Below are 19,227 nucleotides of genomic sequence, written 5' to 3' on the forward strand. Positions count from 1 at the left end.
CGCGCGCACTGCATCGACAAACACCTGCGGTTGTTCCGAATGGACCCAGTGCCCTGCATCCCGGATCACGAGTCGTACAGCTCGTGGGAAGTACTCACGCACAAGGGGAAGAAACTTAGGGTCACCGTAAGCGGAGTTCTCCCCCACCACCCACAGCACTTTGCGATCATAGGTCGCGTCAATTGAGGGGAAACTTCCAATGTCTTTAAGACTGTCAAACAGGAGGTTGAGGTTTGGTTGCCACTCAAATCCGTCACCACTCCGACGAAGGTTCTGCAACAAAAAGCCACGCACAGACTCATCAGGAATGTCCTCAGCGATGCGCTCATGAGCTTCTGCACGCGAAGTCAAACTGTCCAGATCAAGCTTTTTCAGTGTGCCCAACAGGTGAACAAACTCCCCCATGTCGCCACCGGCCTGTGGAGAAATATCCTCAATAATGAGCTTGTCAACGAGTTCAGGTTCTGTGAGCGCAAGCGTCATCGCGACTTTACCGCCCATCGAGTGCCCCAACAGATAAACCGGCGCGTCACCCTTAATCTCGTCCGCAACTGCCTGCGCCATATCCGTGTAGCTAAAGGTCTCTGTCCAATACGACTCACCGTGATTCGGCAGGTCAATGAGGACCATCCGGAAGTCCTTGCTGAGCTCTTTGGCTACACCGGTGAAGTTTTTCCCGCGCCCCATGAGTCCGTGCAGAAACACCAGAGTTGGACCTTGCTCCCCCATACGTGTGACGTGCAGATTGCCCATTCTTCCCCTCCATGCGTCCTTGGCTTCGCAACGCTCCTCGTAGAATGACACCGTGACTGCACATCCTGCTTATGACCTGTTGCGCTGCCCTGTGTGCGCCCGCCGAGGTGAACCCGATCAGCGTCTACAGGTACACGATTCGCAGATAGTGTGCAGTCGCAGGCACTCGTTTAACATAGCGCGTCAGGGCTACCTTAGTCTGCTTTCGGGCCCCGCTCCCACAAGTGGGGACAGTACTGACATGGTGTTGGCGCGGGACCGGTTCCTCACCTCCGGCGCGTACGCGCCGTTAAAGAATTCCCTCGCCGAGGTCGTTGCAGCTCTGCCGCACACGCACCTTCTAGACGTTGGTTGTGGGACCGGGTACTACCTCGGCGGTCTGTTGGAAACCTTGGGGGCACCTACGCTTGGGCTGGGGTTCGACACTGCCACCCGCGCCGTGCGGTTAGCAGCCCGCGCTCATCCGGATATCACTGCGTTCACATGGGACGTGTTCCGGGATTTTCCGCTTCTAGACGGCACAATTGATGTTGTTCTGGACGTGTTCTCACCCCGAAACGGTCCGGAGTTTCACCGCGTGCTAGCCCCCGGCGGTCACACAGTGGTGGTGACACCCGAGCCACAACATTTGAAGGAACTTCGCGCAAGCACGGACATGGTGGGCATTGATCCGCGCAAGGACGAACGGTTGAACCGGGCACTGCACATGTTCGAACCCGTACGGGAATCTGTTATTTCTTATGACTGCCAACTCACCCCGGAACTGGCCCGTGATCTCATTTTTATGACACCGTCAGCCCGGCACTTATCAACCGACACGGTGACGGATTCCCAGTTACCCACCTCGGCGACGGTAGCCGTGAAAATCTCCGTGTGGCGCAAACCTACAGAGCGGCGATGACCCTTTGAGGTTCGGTGACTGGGAACATGTGGTCCGCACCTTCTGCGATGTGAAGTTCAGCTCCGATCAGGCGGGCGAGCCGGCGCTGTTTTGCTACTGATACCGCGCGGGCACTGCCAGAGGAACACACGATAGTGGGGTGCAGCCTGCGGTCGAGCACATGATTGGACATGAGCAGTGAACTTAACCGGTATTCCTGTTCCCAGCTCGAAAACCACTGGTCCACAACTGTTTGGAGGCCGGGGCGACTCACAAATCGGTGCGTGGCGTGCGTACGTGGCAAATGGTCTGCCAGACCGGAAGCACGGGTGAAAAGATGTTTGCGAATCTGCGCACCCCACGGCGTGAGAGCCCGCGCCACCTTGTCCACTACCGGGGCTGAAAAGCGTTCAAAAACAGTGCCACGCGTCAACCAACCACCCACAAATGTCAGTGGCGCCGAAGGATCAAGAAGAACCAACCGAATGATGTCCTTAGGGTATTTCAACGCCCACTCCAGGGCAGTAACACCGCCAACAGAATGACCAATGAGAGCAAACGGCTCGCTGATATCAACAGCTTTCCTCAGGTCCTCGATGTCGCCCGTTGGATCGTGCTCCCACGCGTCGATCACTTCTACGGGACCAGGAAGAAGCTCACTTAAACCGCTGTAGTCTTCCGGTAAAAGGCTCAGCCCGGGAACAATTACCCATTTCACGGATCTATTGTAATCCTCACCACATCTATTGCCGTTTTGCTATCCAGCAGTGTGCCGTTTTCAGTAAAGTTGCAATATGACTCAGCGCACGTCTCTACGCAAAACAGAGGCCCTGGCCAGGGTGTTCATCTGGCTCTATGTTTTGGCCGCTATGTGGACTACCTTGACCATCCCGATTCGTTTAAGCAACGTCGCGGACGCGGGATACATTTTCTTCTCACTGTTCACGGTTCCGGCTGAACCGTCCTTGGTCGCTGTGGTGTTTCTTATCGCCGTAGCGACAACAGCGGCCCGCCGACTACGCATCGCTCACACCGCCATGCTGGTGGTCGCGGTGTTGAGCGTTCTCGCATCGGTGCTCAACACCAGCGCAGTCATATCACTGGGACCAAGCAGTGAGCTACACGTTTCAGTGACGAGCCCGCTCGACGCACTGTTCTTCAGCCTCCCTTTCAGGATTGTGGGTCTTGTGCTGAACGCTGTGTCGTTGATCCTCATAATCATCATGCGACCGGCGTTTCCCGGACGGATTCGCACCACGAACTTCCTCAAAGCGCTAGGTATTTTGCTTTCTGGCTTGGCGGTGTCTTTTCTGGTCGCCCTGCTCACTTCGGCTTTGACCCCAGTAGGCTCCAGCGACTGGGGCGAACGTCTAACATTTGCGCTTTCTGCGGCCCTTGGATCCACCTCTGGGCTCAGTTCGATCACGGACGGGCAACACCCCACTACGTTCATCGTGTTCTACATCAGTGGTGCTATTTCAGCATTAGCACTGATCTGGGCACTCATTGTGATGTTCCGTATCAGGGCCAAACCGGCACCCATCACACCCGATGAAGAACTCGCGATTCGTCGCATGGTTCTTGACTTCGGAGACCTGGACTCACTGTCATACTTTGCGACTCGACGCGATAAGAGTGCGGTGTTTTCTCAAGACCGCAAAGCCGCCGTACTGTACGGCGCCGTAGGGAACGTTTTTGTTGCAAGCGGTGACCCTGTGGGGGATCCGGCATCCTGGCCACACGCAATCGAGTCATGGCACTCTCACTGTCGTTCTGTAGGTGCTCGTCCCGTAGTTTTGGCGTGTTCACAAGAGTCAGCACGCCTGTACAGGGCCAGCGGGTTGTCAATTGTTGCGATCGGCGACGAAGCTGTCGTCAACACAGCCGACTTCAACATTTCTAGCCCAGCCTTGGCCGATATTCGCAAAACCATCAGGCGCATGAACCGTGAGGGCATCACTGCGAAGGTGGCGCGCGTGCGAGACCTTCCTGCTGATCTCGTCACTCAGTTAGAAAACTGTCGCGACGCGTGGCGTAATCACGAGGTCGAACGCGGGTTCTCGATGGCCCTGGGCCGTATGGGCGATCCCGCCGACTCGAATTCTGTCATCGCGTGGGCATGCGACAGTTCCGGCTATCCGATTGGTTTCTTAAGTTTCGTCCCGTGGGGTCGCAATGGGCTCTCCCTCGACGTCATGGTTCACTCCCCCACAGCCGTCCCTGGAGTCACGGACTTTCTTGTGGCACAAGCTGCCCTGCAGGGCCGAGACATGGGCATTAAGCACATCTCGCTGAACTTTGCCGTTTTCCGTGACGTGTTTGTCGCTACCGATGAACTGCGTGCCGGTCCTCTGACCCGGGCAAGTGACAAGCTCCTGAAGGTCGCGTCGCGATCCTTTCAAATCGAATCGCTTTACCGGGCCAATCAAAAGTACCAACCGCAGTGGTCGCCCAGGTGGGTCGCGTTCGACGACACCATGATGGTGTTCCACGCGCTCTATTCGATGAGTGTCGCCGAAGGCTTCATTCCTCCACCCAGCCTGCGCGCAGTCCTCGCCTGGATGTGGGCCAGCATCACCCAAACCACCCCCACTCCGCTCTTCGGTGCCCAACCGACGATCACCTCGGACGATTTTCTCACCCGCGTAAAAGAACTCGACTACGAGTTCATCCGCCCGCCTTCGCCCCAGTACACCTGGTCATCGCAGCAGCGCCACCGGATCGACCACAAACTCGCGCTGGAATCTGCGGGCATCGAAACCTATCCGGTTGAAGGGCCGACCTCTACCACCTCGGTGTGGGAACTAAACATGCAGAACCGCCCAGTTCCAGCGCCGGGCACCCTCACCGCCGCCGAGGTGACCGTCCGCGGCCGTGTTCGGTCACGCAGGCGCTTTGGGCGCTTGGTTTTCATGGATATTGAACAAGATGGCGCGTTCGTACAGACCGTGTGGGACCGTTCAAAAGTGAGCGACTGGCACGTGAGCCTGTTCGACGTGGGCGATTTCGTGAGCGTCACCGGTCACGTGGGAACCACCGATCACGGTGAGTTGTCAGTGTTCGTTGAACAGTTCACACTCCTTGCCAAAGCCATTAGACCCACGCCTGCGTTGGGGCACCCGGTGGGAGAAGAAGAGCGCCGCACCAACCGGTCACTTGACCTGCTCACCGATGTGAGCGCGCGTGACATTTTGGTGGCACGGTCTTCTGCAATCCGGTCCTTGCGCGACACTTTGCACGCCCAGTCATACATGGAAGTCGAGACGCCCATGTTGCACACGGTGCACGGGGGTGCGGCAGCAAGGCCATTTACTACTCACATCAACGCTTATGACATGGACCTGTCCCTGCGAATTGCACCCGAGCTGTACCTCAAACGCCTCATGGTGGGTGGCATGGACAGGATTTTTGAGATCGGCCGAAACTTCCGCAACGAAGGGGTGGATGCCACCCACAACCCGGAGTTCACCTCGCTTGAAGCGTACGCTTCCGGGCTGACGTACCACGATATGGAGCGTCTCACGATCGCTCTTATTGAGAACGCGGCCCGGGCGGTCAACAGCGAACCGGTTGCCAAGTACCGTGATGCGTCTGGCAAGGTGCAAGAGCTGTATCTGCCGGGTTCGTGGCGGTCCATGACGATCCACGAAGCAGTGTCACACGCCGTGGGTCGGGAACTCACGTTGGATACCGCGCCCGAGGTGTACCGCGCAGAGTGCGCGCGTGCCGGCATTGAGGTTCCTACGGACGCTTCCCAGGCTTACATGCTCATGGAGCTGTATGACGAACTGGTCGAAAAACAGACCGTTGAGCCCACGTTCTACTACGACTTCCCAGCAGAGAAGTCGCCGCTGGCCCGCCCAGGCAGGAACGACAGTCGCGTATCCGAACAGTGGGACCTGGTGGCTTTTGGGATGGAAGTGGGCACCGCGTATTCGGAACTCATCGACCCCATGATTCAGCGTGAACGTTTGACTGAGCAGTCACTGGCGGCTGCAGCGGGTGACCCAGAAGCCATGGAGGTCGACGAAGCTTTCCTCACCGCCCTTGAAATGGGCGCCCCACCCATGGGTGGTCTTGGCCTGGGGGTGGACCGGGTGGTCATGATGCTCACGGCCACCACGATCCGCCAAACCCTGACTTTCCCATTTTTGAAACCTACAGGAAGCTGACCAAGATTGAAGCGATCACCACTGAGCCCGCGCTCACCGAGGTGAAGCCACCAACGAGCATGGCTGGCAACATCGCTTCCCTCAGAGCATCGCGTTCTTCGTCAGTGCGACCTACTGAACGCACGACTTCGTTCGTGAGGAGGTAGTCGGCGGGGAAACCGTACATAGCTGTAAGCGCCACCGACATTCCTAGGCTCGTCTTCCACTTGAGGAGCTTGGTGGCGATCGCACCACCAATCATGATGCCCACGGCACCCACTGCAAGGATGACAGCTACTGGCAGCAGAGCGGCCAAAACATCTGACAAGGAGGCGGCAACCAGGGGCGCCATCACGATTGCGACAACACTGGCCATTGCGACTCCAAACGAGTTGGATTTCTCCATTGAACGTTCTGGAGTCAAACCAATCGCGGTCGAAGCAACACCCAGAACGAGGGCAATGATCGACGACGGAATGTGGGTAGGTATAGCCAGAAGCGTCGCAAGTGAACCACCCACCAAAATGAGGAACAGAATGAACAGTTCGTTGTCGACCAGCATTTGCGGAAGGTTGACAAGTTTCTTGTCACCACCGTTTTCCTTTTGGGCTTTCTTGTAGTTGCGAGCCAGTTCTTCCAGGTCACCCGAATCGCGGAGGTTAATCGCGAACTTGCGCAACAACAGGTTCGTCAGGGGCATTGACGGAAGGGACTGAAGCATCAGCACAAGGGCTGGAAGCACCACAATCGCGGAGTCCACGTTGGCAGCTTTCAACCCATCTGTGGTCAGACCCGTTGACACGATCCCACCCGCCAGGGGACCGGCTCCAGCCACAACGTATTGGAAACCAAAGATGGGGCCAACCACGGCGGCAATCACACCTACGGCGACGATCATTCCGGCAACTGATATCACCACGCTACGCCACTGAGCGAGCATGGTTTTCAACGGGATCAGCGAACCCATGTGGAACAGCAAAGGCGCCACGAGAATCGCATAGATCTGCGGAAGGTACGAATCGTCAATGATGGTTTTGGGAATGATGTTGAGCTGAACAGCAATAAACGTTCCCAACATAGCAATGAGAAGAGCTGGGATCCGGGCCTTTGACCACAGGGAGATCAGCTCGCCCAAAGCGATGAAGGCGAGAATAATCGTCGCGGCGAAAATAGCTGTCATGAGTTGTCACCTCGCTGGTTATACTCCCACGCGATGTGAGCAAGTGCTGCAGCTTGGTCCGTCAAAACAGCATCGTCGAAGAGGACACGTGGCGAGTGGTTGTAGGCTGCCGTCGCTGGGTCTACATGGGGCGGGCTCGCCTGAAGTATCAGGTACGCGCCCGGGACTTCTTGCAAAACGAACGAAAAGTCTTCTGATCCCATGACAGGCTTTTCCGGCGCGTTGAAGCGTTCCTCACCGAACACCTCGGTCAACGTTGAACGTACTAGATCAGCTTCTTCGCGTGCATTGACCGTAACGGCATAAAAGGTCTCCCAGTCAAAGTCGACTGTGCAGTTGTGCGCTTGGGCGATGCTTTCAGCCAACTGTTTGGCGTACTGCGGGAACTTCTCGGTTGTTTCATGTGACAGTGTTCTGACCGTTCCTCCCATTGAGGCAGCCGGTGGGATCACGTTAAGAGCCTCACCGCCCTTCAGAGTTGTGATGGAGAGAACGACTGGGTCAAAAACACTGAAACGCCTTGTGATCATGACCTGAACGGCCTGACAGAACTCCACGAGCGGTGGTACCGGGTCGGTGGCTGCGTCCGGCCTTGAACCGTGGCCACCTTCGCCGTGGAATGTCACACGCAGGTAATTCGATCCAGCCATCGCGGTTCCTGGTCGGCATTCGAATACACCCTGTTCGCCGGGGAGAACGTGAAGGGCAAACGCCGCGTCGACTGGTGATCCGGCAGCGGTCAAGAGGCCTTCTTCGAGCATTGGCTTTGCCCCACCGGGCCCTTCTTCCCCGGGTTGGAACATAAAGACAACAGTTCCTGGAAGTTCGTCCTGATGAGCGCTGAGCAATCGAACGGCGCCCACCAAGCCTGCTGTGTGGAGGTCGTGGCCGCACGCGTGCATGGTGCCGTTCGTGGCAGCATAAGGCAGGCCGGTTTCTTCAACTACGGGAAGCGCGTCCATGTCACCGCGCAACAACACTGTTGGACCAGGCTTGCCGCCACGCAAAACTGCCGTAATTGAGGACAGTTCCTTACCCAGCGTGATTTCTACAGGCAGGCCCTCCAATGCGTCGAGCACACGTTTCTGGGTACGTGGAAGATCATTCCCCAGCTCAGGGTCTGCGTGAATCTCTCTACGTAGCGCAATCAGGTCTGGAGCTATTTCTTTTGCCTCTGCAACAAAGTCGATCGTCATCGCACCCCTCTTTTCGATCGGTTCTGTAACGTGTCCCACAAATTAGCAGTCCCGAATATGCCCGGTGCACCAGTTTTGCTATGTGAAACTCAGGCGACCTGCTCTCCTGTTTCGTGACGCTCTAATCACCGGGAGTACTGTTGCTTATATGGTCGAACGTTTCACTCCTCCGCAGGGATGGGAGGCTGCTGCTGGTGAACTACTCGGAATCGACCTATGGCGCATTCCGTTCGTCATCATTTCGGCAGTCACCATCTACGTAGCTTTTCTGGTTCTCATTAGAATCTTTGGCATCCGCATCCTTGGCACCATGAGTTCCTTTGACGCAGTTGTCATCATCATGTTTGGGGCAGTCGCCGGACGCGTCATCCTGGGACACCCTCCCACAGTGATGGTTGGAATCATCGGCCTGGCCACGCTCATGGTCATGGAAGCAATCTTTGGCGCACTCCAACACACAGTAGGGTTCAGACGGACTGTGAGCGCTCCCCCAAGGCTCCTCATGGCACACGGCCAAATGATCCCTCACGCTATGCAACGCGCCCACATCACTGAAGCCAATCTGTACGTCGCGATTCGCGAAGCTGGCATCGCGTCCCCTGGTCTTGTTCAGTGCGTAATACTCGAAGCCAATGGCCGGCTTTCAGTGATCAAAGAAGGAACACCTATTGACCCATGTCTGCTGGAAAATATTGAAGGCCGGGAACTCTTAATGCAAGATCCCGGCCCTTCAGGCTCAACGCCACAATAGCGATACGTGAGGTCTAGGCGTTCTCAGCAGCCTGGTCTTTAGCCCACTTTCCGTAACTGCCTTCAAGCTCTGCAACATCAAATCCAGCCCTGCGAAGTGCAGACGCTGCAACGGAGTTGCGCACGCCAGACTGACAATAAGACACAATGCGCGCATCCTGAGGCAAATCTTGGGTACGCCACAGAACACGCCCACCATTGATGTTGTGAGCACCCGGAATGTGCCCTGCGTCGAACTCGCCACGGCCACGGACATCAAGTAGATAGTCCGTATCCGTCACTTCATGGAACGGGATAACAGCAGGCACATATACCGGAAGACCAACCATGTCTGTCACATATCCGGTCACGGTATCGATCCCCACCCTCACTAAGTGATCACGAATTTCGCCCGCTTCGTCGCGGTCACTCGCCAAGATCACCAGTGGCGTCGAATCCTTCTGCGGATCGTACGCCCACGCACCAAAACTCGCCGCCTTATCCGGCCCAGGAATATTGAGCGAACCAGCAACTGTGCCCTCATGTACGTCACTGTTGTGCCTCGGATCCACAACAACGACCTCGGCGCTTTCAACCAACGGCGCCAACTCTTTTGCGCTGTATTCCACCAGATCCTTGACCTCACCAATCACAGCCGGGCCGTCACGGTTCTCCGTTTTCATGCGGGCGAAATACGCGTGGGCATCAGGCTGGCCGTCTAGCAGTTGGTTCACAAACCCGTCACGGTCACCACTGGCAACGAACGGAGCCCACCACGCATTGCGTTTTTCATAACCCACAGTGGATGACGGGACGGCGCCCAGGGCCTTACCGCACGGGCTCCCTGCCCCATGTGCTGGGAACACCTGCAGATAGTCCGGCAAGGTCACGAATTCACGTGCCAAACTGTCGAACTGGTCCTGAGCACCACCAAAGCGAGTGTCCTTACCGCCGGCGGCCTCATCTAAGAGATCCGGCCGCCCAAGGTCACCAGCAAAAACAAAGTCCCCTGTAAACGCGTAACCAGGTTCGTCGGAAAACGCGCCGTCTGTAAGTAGGAACATCAAGTGTTCTGGCGTGTGTCCCGGTGTGTGGCGAGCGTCGAGCGTGAGGTTACCAATGCGAATGGTGTCACCATGGCCCAGCAACTCTGCGTCAAACCCGTACGTCCAATCGGCTCCGCCTTCTTTAGATACATATGCCGTTGCACCTGCGTTCTGAAGCTCACGAGTTCCGGAAAGGTAGTCCGCGTGGATGTGTGTTTCCGTGGCGGCCACAATCTTCATTCCGTTGCGCTGGGCCAGTTCGGTGTACACGTGAATATCACGACGCGGGTCAATAACGAGCGCTTCACCAGTGGCCTGGCACCCGATGAAATAGCTTGCTTGTGAGAGATCTTCGTCGTAAAAACGTTCCAGAAGCATGGTGTTACCTTCCAGCTTGACCAAACAGTCGAGAGAAAAAGCTTGGGGATTTAGAGGATTCTTCACGTGAGCACGTGCACCACAGTTGCGGTGAGACGGTAGCCTTCACGGAATCGATGTGCTGACCGCATCCAACCCACGTCGTTTTTCCACATTTTTTGCAATTTACAGGTCGGCACATGGCTCGTTCTCCACTCTAATCGATGTGTTTGCACACCACCGCACCACATACCCCACGGGGCATGCAACATTACCCCTGGGGGTATATAGTTTCGACAGTAGATCCGTCACGAAAGGACCACATGGACCTCGAACCTGAGAGCATGAAACCCGTCATCAACCGCTTAAAGCGAGCGCAAGGGCAGATCGCAGGAGTTATCCGCTTGCTCGAAGAAGGAGCCGATTGTCGCTCTGCCGTGACACAGCTGGCTGCCGCGTCAAAAGCGGTGGACCGGGCTGGCTTTGCAATCATTGCGACCGGCTTGGATGAATGTATGGCCCAAGGCAATGAGCCCGAAGTTCGGAAAGACCTTGAAAAGCTGTTCATGTCGTTGAGCTGAGTGCCCCTCAGCCCAACGACACTAACCGTGCTTGCTACTTACGTGCAGGCAGGAATGAATGGGGGCTGGCGGCGTTCCATGCCGCTTCCCACGCTTCCGGAGCTTGGCTCAAAAGCTCACCGTCGCCGAGGTGGTCGAATAGTTGGTCAAAACCACACGTTTGCTTGTGAGATACTCGCTTGCGCAGCATTGAGTAGTCGAGCTCGCTGGGGTTCTCCACACCCATGGCCGCCATGAGCCGCACTGCTTGGTTCACTGTTGCCTGGTGGTAGCGGAAGACGCGCATCGACTTATCTTCGACATCAAGTGCACGCGCACGCAGCGGGTTCTGTGTGGCCACACCCACTGGGCATTTGCCGGTGTTACACACTTGGGCCTGGATGCATCCAATAGCCATCATCATGGCGCGTGCCGACATCGTGAAGTCCGCTCCTTGGATCAGCCGTTTCACAATGTCGTTACCAGCAGCGACCTTTCCAGCGGCGCCAAGTTTGATGCGATCGCGCAGCCCCGTCCCAACTAGAGCGTTGTGGAAAGTTGCTAAGCCTTCAGTCAGTGGCATCCCCATGTGGTCTTCGAACTCCAGAGGAGCTGCGCCGGTTCCGCCTTCTGAACCATCGATGATGATGAAATCAGGTGTGGTCCCAACTTCTAGCATGGCCTTACATACCGCCAGCACTTGCGTGCGTGATGTCACGCAGAGCTTGAAACCTGCAGGCTTGCCACCGGACAGTTCCCGCATACGCGCGGTGAACTCAATCAGCTCAACTGGTGTTGAGAACACGCGGTGGTACGCAGGGGAAATACAGTCCTGCCCCACGGGGATTCCGCGGATTTCTGCGATCTCTGGTGTCACCTTGGCGCCAGGGAGCATCCCGCCCAATCCCGGCTTTGCTCCCTGCGACAGCTTAAGTGACACACATTTGACTTGTTCATCTGCAGAGCGATCGCGGAAGCGTTGCGGATCAAAGTTGCCGTTCTCGTCGCGCGCACCAAAGTACCCGGTTCCGAGCTCCCACATCAGATCACCGTTTGCTTCTTGGTGGTATGGCGAAATCGCACCTTCACCTGTGTCGTGAAGGAAGCCACCGAGTTCAGCACCCTTGTTGAGGGCGCGTACTGCGTTGTCAGACAAGGAACCAAAGCTCATTGCCGAAATATTCATGAGCGACATGTCATACGGTTGCGAGCATTCGTCACCACCAATGTGCACACGCGGTGGATTTTCTGGCATGGCCACCGGAGCCATCGAGTGAACCAGGTATTCCGCGCCAACGCGCGTCACGTCGAGTTCGGTGCCGAACGCATCGTCGTCGTCTTGGCCCTTTGCACGCGCGTAAATCAGGCTTCGCGTATCACGGTCAAAAGGACGTCCGTCCCAGTTGCGTTCAATAAAGTATTGCTGGATTTGTGGTCGGATATCTTCCAGCATGTACCGAGCGTGACCCGCCACCGGGTAGTTGCGCAAAAGGGAGTGTTTCTTCTGCAGGAGGTCTCGCACTGCGAGGCCGGCTGTGGCCGTTGCCGTGACGGCGGCAGCCAGGCTGATGATTTTTGATCGGGAACCCATGAGTGACCTTCCGTGTGTGCACTACTCATTTTTAAAGATAGTCCTGCTCCGTTTCGTATGCATTCACCACACGCGTGCGGGAAGTAAATGGTTCAATTTGAAACTGTCTTCTTGTGTCCTTGAGGGAAGAAACAACCCCGAGGTCGTTCCACCTCGGGGTTGTCACACCAGCTTTGGTTAGAGGACTTTGGCCAAGAAATCTTGCGTGCGTTGGTGTTCCGGCTTGTCAAAGACCTCCTCGGGTGGGCCAGACTCGACGAGCTCACCGTCGGCCAGGAAGAACACCCGGTCGCAGACTTCGCGAGCGAAGCTCATTTCGTGAGTCACCAGGATCATGGTCATGCCCTCTTTTGCGAGGTCTCGGATCACTTGGAGTACCTCGCCGACCATTTCCGGGTCAAGTGCCGAAGTGGCCTCGTCGAAGAGCATGATCTGAGGTTCCATCGCAAGGGCGCGAGCGATCGCGACGCGCTGTTTTTGTCCACCCGAAAGTTTGTGGGGGCGTTCGTCGGCTTTGTCTTCAAGGCCAACACGCTCCAGGAGTCGCATCGCGTAATCCCGCGCGTCTTTGGAGCTCTTTTTCTTCAACTCCACCGGTGCCAACATGATGTTCTCAATCACGGTCATGTTGGGAAACAGGTTGAAGTGCTGAAACACCATACCAATGTGTTGACGCACGGTATTGAGGTTGGTTGCTGGGTCGGTAATGTCGGTTCCGTCTATGACGACATGCCCTGCCGTGGGGTCTTCCAAACGATTCAGCATGCGCAGAATTGTGGATTTACCCGACCCAGACGGACCGATAAGCGAAATCACTTCACCGTGAGCAACTTCGAAGTCGATTCCCTTAATCACTTCGTTGTCGCCAAACGACTTACGTAGCTCGCTGACCTTGATCGCAGGTGACGTTTCCTTACTCACTTGTTGAGCCTCCTGTCGACAATGTTGGCAATCCAGGTGAGCACCGTGATGATGACGAAGTAGATCACACCCACGATGATGAGCATTTCCGTGGTGCGGAAGTTTGAGGCGTACACCTGTTGTGCTTGGTAGAGAAGTTCAGCAAATCCGATGGTCAGAAGGAGCGAGGAGTCCTTCAGCGTAATGACCAGCTGGTTGATGATGGACGGGGTAGCGATTTTCACAGCCTGAGGAACCACGACCTTCTGCATCGACTTACCCCATGGCAGACCCAGCGATCGGGCGGCTTCCATCTGTCCTACATCCACGGCTTGGATACCTCCACGCACAATCTCGGTGAGGTATGCGCCAGCGTTCAGTGCCAAGGTAGCGACACCGGCAATGAACACATCACCCTTCGTGCCCATCAACTGTGGAAGACCAAAGTAGAAGAAGAATGCCCACACCAGAAGCGGAGTTCCACGGAAAATAGCGACAAATACTGACGCAATGCCGGCAAGCACGCGGTTCTGAGACACCTTCATGAATCCGAATACCAGTCCCAGCACCATCGCAATTGCAAAGGACACAACGGTAATCGCCAGTGTGTTCCACAGACCCTTTGCGAGCGCAGGCCATGTCTGTTGTGCAAGCGAAAAGATGTTGCCCGGTTTTGAGTCTTCTTTGCTGGCACCACCTAGGTAGGAGTCGACAACTTTGTCGTATTCGCCCGAGTCTTTGAGGTTCTTAAGTCCTGCGTTGAAGGCCTCAAGGAGTTCTGTGTTGTGGTCTTTTTTCACCGCGAACCCGTACTGGGATCCAGGTACTTTATCGGTGACGATCTTTAGGCCGTTGCCCTGTTCCACACCGTAGGCGAGGACTGGGTAGTCGTCGAAAACGGCAACGGCGGTTCCGTTCTTAACGGACTCGTACATGGTGGCTGACTGGTCGAGCCCTTTGATTCTGAAGTTATGTTCTTCTGCAAGCTCCTTGGCTACTGCTTCACCTTCTGTCCCAGTTTTCGCAACGACTGTTTTACCTTCAAGGTCTTCATACCCCTTGATCTCGTCGTTATTTTCCGAAATGGCCATTTGGATACCGGAGTCGAAGTAAGGCTCAGAAAAGTCGAACTTCTGTTTACGTTCGTCGGTGATTCCCATTCCGGCAATCACACCGTCGGCTTGGCCAGCATCGACTGCGGTCACAGCTGCTTGGAAACCAACCGATTGAATTTCGACTTCGAACCCTTGGTCCTCAGCAATGGCCTTAAGGAGGTCCATGTCGATTCCCGTAAGTTTGCCGGTAGCGGGATCGCGAAACTCAAATGGGGCGAACGTGGTGTCAGTCGCAATGGTGTACTTCTTACCTTGAGCACCACTTGTTTGGGCTACTGTTTTTGATGTGTCAGTTTGAGCGTGTGCTGGGGTGAACCCTGCGACGGTCAGCACCCCAACGAGAAGCGCCGTGACGACCCATGCGAGAGCCATCGTAAAGCGTCGTTGGATTTGGACGTGCAATGTAAATCCTTCTCCATTTGCGTTTCTTAAAAGATGTCTCAGAGTCTCCACTATAGCGAGTGTGCTGAAAGTCACTTTCACTACCCCCATGGTTGGAGTCTTCCTGCTCAGTACGGGTTGGGCTGGGTTGGGTTACGGAATGGCAAGCTTCGCAAGCTTGTGCGCGAGTTGAAGAAATAGTGCATATAGGCAGTACCCTCGAACCATGTCTGAAGAATCACACTCGATTTCCGCGACGAGCACGCGAGCGCCACAATCGCTCGGACGCTCAGTCGCGAACACCCTCAAGGGGTCCGCAGGTAACCTCGTTGAGTGGTACGACGTATATGTCTATTCAGTTTTTGCTAAAGCTTTTGAGCACCAGTTCTTTTCAGAAGAAGACTCAAACTCCACCATTTACGTGTGGGCGATTTTTGCTGTCACCTTCGTGATGCGCCCCGTTGGATCCTGGTACTTCGGTCGCTTCGCTGACCGTCACGGACGCAAGGCAGCGCTGACGTTCTCAATTCTGGTAATGGCTGGATGTTCGTTCGTCATCGCGCTGACACCCACCCGTGAATCTATTGGTGTGTGGGCTGCCGTCATCCTGATCCTGTGCCGTTTGATCCAAGGTTTTGCTACCGGTGGTGAGTACGGAACCTCTGCAACGTACATGTCCGAAGCCGCCGTGGCTAAACACCGTGGTTTCCTTTCATCGTTCCAGTACGTGACCTTGGTAGGTGGTCACGTACTTGCACAGACCGTGTTCTTGGCCATGCTGCTTTTTGCCGACATGGAATGGATCTCAGGAATGGGTTGGCGTATCGCCTTCCTCATCGGTGGTTTGGGCGCTCTTGTTGTTCTGTGGTTGCGCCGCACCATGGATGAGTCGATGACGCAGGAGTCGATTGACGCGGCGCGCTCCGGTGGGTCAAAGCAATCGGGGTCCATGAAGGAACTGCTTACCGCGTACTGGCGCGAACTGCTTGTGTGCTTCTTGGTCACCATGGGTGGAACGCTTGCGTTCTACGGTTACTCAGTTAACGGGCCAAACGTGGTGAAGGCTTCGTTTAGCGAAGACGCCATCACCGGTTCGGTTATTTCACTCATTGCGTTGACCCTCCTCATGATCATGCAGCCCATTGGTGGAGCGATTTCGGACCGTGTGGGACGACGCACACTGTTGGTGTTCTTCGGTGTTGGCGGTGTGCTTTTCACTTGGGTCATGTTCTTGGTACTTCCTGGGGTCACCAACCCGATTTTTGCTTTCCTGATCCTTGCGATTGGTTTCGTGATTCTCACCGGATACACGTCCATCAATGCGATTGTTAAGGCCGAACTGTTCCCCACTCACGTTCGTGCGCTGGGTGTTGGCCTTGGCTACGCACTTGCTAACTCGATTTTCGGTGGAACAGCGCCCGTGATCTGGTCGGCTGCAAAAGCGAACCACGCAGGCCTATTCGTGGTGTATGCAACCGTCACGATTGGTCTGTCGCTCATGGTGTACCTGTTCATGTTGCGTAATCGAGGCTTGAACTGGTTGGACAACCCTGAAGGGATGACGGAACGGAAGAACGGCCCGGACCACAAACACTTCCCTATGGGAGTCTGATTCGGTCCACTCAGCTGGGGCTCTTCCTGTTTTCGGGAAGGGCCCCAGTTTTGTTTGAGGCTACACAGCACGTTTCAGTTCTGTGTCATGCGCTCGAATTGCATGAGCCCTAAGCTATTTAGACTCTGAATATGGCCCGGATCAAGCAACGCTACCTCGACGAGCTCGAGCACGAGTTCAACACAACGGGACAAGTGACGCTTCGCGTCCGTCCCATTGCGAAAATCCTTCGCTGGGTTGTGTATTCTCTTGGGGCCCTGGTCGCGTGGCCGGGTTCGGTCATTGCCTTATGGGTAAACTACGTGGAAGGCACGTGGAAAGACCCTCGAACGTGGTTGCTTTTAGTTTGTTGCGCGGCCTTCGCAATAGGGCTTCCAGTGGCAGCCGTGAGAGCGGTAGTTCTGCTTTTTGAGCCTCGTCCCCAAGATAAACTGGAAACATTGGACTGGGTCATCACACGTGGGGGGTCTACCCACCGGATGCCGCCCGCACCTCGGAAGAAATACCGCCCCTTTTCTACACATGGGACGGCATTCATGACATCGACACTAAGCGTTTTCCAGATAGATGGCTGTGGCCACCATACACAGCGATCATTGAACCAGACGTTCACACGGTTGAAAGAGTTCAAACAGAACGCCCATACATCAAAGGTAAGTGGCTTTACGTCCCGCTCAACGGAAGCCCATGGTTTGTCCACTTTTCCAGGACGATCCGACCGGACAGCCACATTACCTGGGTACGCACGCCAGATGCCCGCACACTGGCAAGCTTCCTGCAAACGTGTAAAAACCGTTACTCACTGTCCGCACAAGACCTCTAGGAAACCCACGATGACCCGGATCAAGCAACGCTACCTCGACGAGCTCGAACACGAGTTCAACACAACAGGACAGGTGACGCTTCGCGTCCGTCCCGTTGCGAAAATCCATAACTGGGTTGTGATTCCCCGTGGAGCCATGGCCTTGTGGGTGGGTTCCGTCTTCTACTTATGGCTCAACTACGTGGAAGGAACCTGGAAAAACCCCCTCATGTGGTTGCTTCTAGCGTGTTTCGCTACCTTCGCAATCATGGTTCCAGTGGCAGCCGTGAAAGCGGTAGTTCTGCGTCTTAGGCCTCGCCCCCAAGACAAACTGGAAACACGGGACTGGGTCATCACCCGCGAAGGCCTGTACCCACCAGACTTCGCCCGCACCTCGGAAGAAATACCGCCCCTTTTCTACGCATGGGACGGCATCCTATACATCGATGCCCAACAGTTTCCGAACAAATGGCCGTGGCCACCATACACAGCGATCATTGCACCAGACGTTCACACGGTTAAAAGACTTCAAACGGAACGCCCACACATCAAAGGTAAGTTGGCGTACTACTACCTCAACGGAAACATACGATCCGCCCACATCACCTGGAGACACACACGGGATGCCCGCACCCTGGCAGAGTTTTTAAACCGTTGCAAGGCGCAGTATTCGTCCACCACGAGGCGATGATCACGCCCCTACAGGCTCGTTACATCCAGTCAGATTTTCGGAAGAAGTAATACAGAAGAACGCCAACTCCCACCATCATCCCGATCGCCATGGGGTACCCAAGGGCCCAGTGAAGCTCAGGCATGTGGTCAAAGTTCATTCCATAAATCGCACCAATCAGCGTGGGAGCAAAAAGAATCGCAGCCCAACCTGAAATCTTCTTCATATCCTCGTTCTGGCGTTGCGACACCAGCGTCGCGTTCACGCTCAGAATCTGAGCAAGAGCATCACGGAGATCGGCCGTCTGTCGAAGCGCATGAAGCAGATCATCTTCGACGTCATCGAGATATGTGCGCAAGTCTTCTGGTATTTCATACTTTTCGAACCCGTCGCGCAATGAGTCAATCACTTCATTCAGAGACGCAATCGTGTGTTGCATATCGATGACCTCTTGGCTCAGACGGTAAATACGTTCAGCTACCGCCGCGTCACCGGAAAACACCTGCCGTTCGATCTGCTCGCGGTCAATCGCGATTCCCCGTAGCACTGGCGCGTAACCCACCACGATGGCTGCGAGCAGGCGATAAATGATGGCTTCTGGCCCGTATGACAACATCCCCTGATTCGCAAGAACGGTCTTGCCGTGTTTGCGTGCAACCAGCGCGTTATACACGTCCATCTGCAAGCCGTCTTCCCCGTCAATCCACCGCCCGTCTTGGCATAGGACAACAACCACGCCATCCTTCATCAGGACGTGAAACTCCGAAAACCTCACTTCTTCTTGTTCGTCGATGTAGCTAGCAGCCCGGGCGACCAGGAACATGACGTCACCATAACGTTCTACTTTTGGACGTTGGTGTGCATTGAGCAGGTCATCGGTGAGCAGAGGGTGAAGGTCCCACTCGTTTTCAAGCTCACGAATCTCTTCTTTTGTGGGTGACGGGTACAGCAGAAGCACCATGTTGTCTGGCGATGAATTGGTCAAATCCATGGCCTGTTTGAGCGACATTTCGCCTTCAACACGGCACGGAACACCCTTGTCAATTTCTGTCACCACAGGAGATTTGGTACGGGCGGGAGCAGTAGAGGTCGTTGCAACGACTTTTCTACTTCGCGGAACGCGGAAACCTCTGCTTAAGCGACGACTAGGCATTGCTTCCTCCTCCCAAGTCCATGAGACGCATTGTGCGCGTGAAACACGTGCGATACGTTGCTCAATGAGAATACCAAGAGCCAGCGTATTTCAGCGCTACATGAGTAGGGGCGAACTTGGCTGGTCATGTGGGCTGAGCAAACTGCCATCA

General features: G+C 55.4%; 15 protein-coding genes. 6 read left to right on the forward strand and 9 right to left on the reverse strand.

Annotated elements, in window-relative coordinates:
• Positions 1–753, reverse strand: a 753-nt coding sequence (locus HMPREF0183_RS03500) for an alpha/beta fold hydrolase (protein WP_005882827.1), incomplete at its 3' end; no start/stop codon positions are given.
• A gap of 52 nt (positions 754–805) precedes the next feature.
• On the opposite strand from HMPREF0183_RS03500, the gene HMPREF0183_RS03505 reads away from it, so the two are divergent.
• Entirely contained in the window at positions 806–1,654 is an 849-nt protein-coding gene (locus tag HMPREF0183_RS03505; protein WP_040347913.1) for a methyltransferase domain-containing protein, read from the forward strand.
• Here HMPREF0183_RS03505 and HMPREF0183_RS03510 read toward each other — a convergent pair.
• Positions 1,638–2,351 (reverse strand): alpha/beta fold hydrolase, encoded by a 714-nt coding sequence (locus tag HMPREF0183_RS03510; RefSeq protein WP_005882829.1) that lies wholly within the window; start codon positions 2,349–2,351, stop codon positions 1,638–1,640. The genes HMPREF0183_RS03505 and HMPREF0183_RS03510 overlap by 17 nt on opposite strands.
• Positions 2,352–2,427: 76 nt before the next feature.
• Between HMPREF0183_RS03510 and lysX the strand changes: the two genes are divergently transcribed.
• Complete coding sequence (gene lysX, locus HMPREF0183_RS03515; RefSeq protein ID WP_005882830.1) at positions 2,428–5,805, forward strand: bifunctional lysylphosphatidylglycerol synthetase/lysine--tRNA ligase LysX; 3,378 nt, start codon at positions 2,428–2,430, stop codon at positions 5,803–5,805.
• Here lysX and HMPREF0183_RS03520 read toward each other — a convergent pair.
• On the reverse strand, positions 5,792–6,964 hold the full coding sequence (locus tag HMPREF0183_RS03520; RefSeq protein ID WP_005882831.1) for a hypothetical protein: 1,173 nt from the start codon (positions 6,962–6,964) through the stop codon (positions 5,792–5,794). The two genes, lysX and HMPREF0183_RS03520, sit on opposite strands and share 14 nt — an antisense overlap.
• A complete protein-coding gene (locus HMPREF0183_RS03525) occupies positions 6,961–8,160 on the reverse strand; it encodes a M20 metallopeptidase family protein (RefSeq protein WP_211205311.1) in 1,200 nt (399 codons plus the stop codon). The genes HMPREF0183_RS03520 and HMPREF0183_RS03525 overlap by 4 nt, the downstream gene beginning before the upstream one ends.
• A 148-nt stretch (positions 8,161–8,308) precedes the next feature.
• On the opposite strand from HMPREF0183_RS03525, the gene HMPREF0183_RS03530 reads away from it, so the two are divergent.
• The gene (locus HMPREF0183_RS03530) at positions 8,309–8,911 is read left to right on the forward strand and encodes a DUF421 domain-containing protein (RefSeq protein ID WP_005882834.1); all 603 of its coding nucleotides are present in this window, start codon (positions 8,309–8,311) and stop codon (positions 8,909–8,911) included.
• Between the two features lie 13 nt (positions 8,912–8,924).
• Here the strand turns inward: HMPREF0183_RS03530 and HMPREF0183_RS03535 are convergent, their stop codons facing one another.
• Positions 8,925–10,313: an MBL fold metallo-hydrolase gene (locus tag HMPREF0183_RS03535; protein ID WP_005882835.1), complete on the reverse strand. Its 1,389-nt coding sequence runs from the start codon at positions 10,311–10,313 to the stop codon at positions 8,925–8,927.
• A gap of 302 nt (positions 10,314–10,615) precedes the next feature.
• Here HMPREF0183_RS03535 and HMPREF0183_RS03540 point away from each other — a divergent pair, with 302 nt between their 5' ends.
• Positions 10,616–10,873 carry a metal-sensitive transcriptional regulator gene (locus HMPREF0183_RS03540; RefSeq protein WP_005882837.1) on the forward strand — a complete coding sequence of 86 codons (258 nt, stop codon included), beginning with the start codon at positions 10,616–10,618 and terminating at the stop codon, positions 10,871–10,873.
• Between the two features lie 34 nt (positions 10,874–10,907).
• Here the strand turns inward: HMPREF0183_RS03540 and HMPREF0183_RS03545 are convergent, their stop codons facing one another.
• The 3 genes from HMPREF0183_RS03545 to HMPREF0183_RS03555 all read right to left on the reverse strand — a co-directional run bounded on the left by HMPREF0183_RS03545 (position 10,908) and on the right by HMPREF0183_RS03555 (position 14,950).
• Positions 10,908–12,443, reverse strand: a complete 1,536-nt coding sequence (locus HMPREF0183_RS03545) for an FMN-binding glutamate synthase family protein (RefSeq protein ID WP_005882839.1) — start codon at positions 12,441–12,443, stop codon at positions 10,908–10,910.
• A gap of 177 nt (positions 12,444–12,620) precedes the next feature.
• Positions 12,621–13,364: an amino acid ABC transporter ATP-binding protein gene (locus tag HMPREF0183_RS03550; protein ID WP_005882844.1), complete on the reverse strand. Its 744-nt coding sequence runs from the start codon at positions 13,362–13,364 to the stop codon at positions 12,621–12,623.
• Positions 13,361–14,950, reverse strand: a complete 1,590-nt coding sequence (locus tag HMPREF0183_RS03555; RefSeq protein WP_005882846.1) for an amino acid ABC transporter substrate-binding protein/permease — start codon at positions 14,948–14,950, stop codon at positions 13,361–13,363. The genes HMPREF0183_RS03550 and HMPREF0183_RS03555 overlap by 4 nt, the downstream gene beginning before the upstream one ends.
• Before the next feature lie 115 nt (positions 14,951–15,065).
• Here HMPREF0183_RS03555 and HMPREF0183_RS03560 point away from each other — a divergent pair, with 115 nt between their 5' ends.
• Positions 15,066–16,451 (forward strand): MFS transporter, encoded by a 1,386-nt coding sequence (locus HMPREF0183_RS03560; RefSeq protein WP_005882848.1) that lies wholly within the window; start codon positions 15,066–15,068, stop codon positions 16,449–16,451.
• 833 nt (positions 16,452–17,284) lie between these two features.
• A complete protein-coding gene (locus tag HMPREF0183_RS03565) occupies positions 17,285–17,944 on the forward strand; it encodes a hypothetical protein (RefSeq protein WP_005882850.1) in 660 nt (219 codons plus the stop codon).
• A 19-nt stretch (positions 17,945–17,963) separates the two neighbouring features.
• On the opposite strand, the gene HMPREF0183_RS03570 is transcribed toward HMPREF0183_RS03565, so the two are convergent.
• Positions 17,964–18,977, reverse strand: coding sequence for a magnesium and cobalt transport protein CorA (locus HMPREF0183_RS03570; protein ID WP_245527099.1), 1,014 nt, complete (start codon positions 18,975–18,977; stop codon positions 17,964–17,966).
• Positions 18,978–19,227: the final 250 nt, after the last annotated feature.

This window comes from Brevibacterium mcbrellneri ATCC 49030 (assembly GCF_000178455.1).
In the GTDB taxonomy this organism is placed as follows: Bacteria; Actinomycetota; Actinomycetes; order Actinomycetales; family Brevibacteriaceae; genus Brevibacterium; species Brevibacterium mcbrellneri.

Bases quoted from the DNA above. Each gene is read 5' to 3' on its own strand.
- lysX (WP_005882830.1), top strand. From the start codon at position 2,428: ATGACTCAGCGCACGTCTCTACGCAAAACAGAGGCCCTGGCCAGGGTG.
- HMPREF0183_RS03520 (WP_005882831.1), bottom strand. From the start codon at position 6,964: ATGACAGCTATTTTCGCCGCGACGATTATTCTCGCCTTCATCGCTTTG.
- HMPREF0183_RS03525 (WP_211205311.1), bottom strand. From the start codon at position 8,160: ATGACGATCGACTTTGTTGCAGAGGCAAAAGAAATAGCTCCAGACCTG.
- HMPREF0183_RS03530 (WP_005882834.1), top strand. From the start codon at position 8,309: ATGGTCGAACGTTTCACTCCTCCGCAGGGATGGGAGGCTGCTGCTGGT.
- HMPREF0183_RS03535 (WP_005882835.1), bottom strand. From the start codon at position 10,313: ATGCTTCTGGAACGTTTTTACGACGAAGATCTCTCACAAGCAAGCTAT.
- HMPREF0183_RS03540 (WP_005882837.1), top strand. From the start codon at position 10,616: ATGGACCTCGAACCTGAGAGCATGAAACCCGTCATCAACCGCTTAAAG.
- HMPREF0183_RS03545 (WP_005882839.1), bottom strand. From the start codon at position 12,443: ATGGGTTCCCGATCAAAAATCATCAGCCTGGCTGCCGCCGTCACGGCA.
- HMPREF0183_RS03555 (WP_005882846.1), bottom strand. From the start codon at position 14,950: ATGGGGGTAGTGAAAGTGACTTTCAGCACACTCGCTATAGTGGAGACT.
- HMPREF0183_RS03560 (WP_005882848.1), top strand. From the start codon at position 15,066: ATGTCTGAAGAATCACACTCGATTTCCGCGACGAGCACGCGAGCGCCA.
- HMPREF0183_RS03565 (WP_005882850.1), top strand. From the start codon at position 17,285: ATGACCCGGATCAAGCAACGCTACCTCGACGAGCTCGAACACGAGTTC.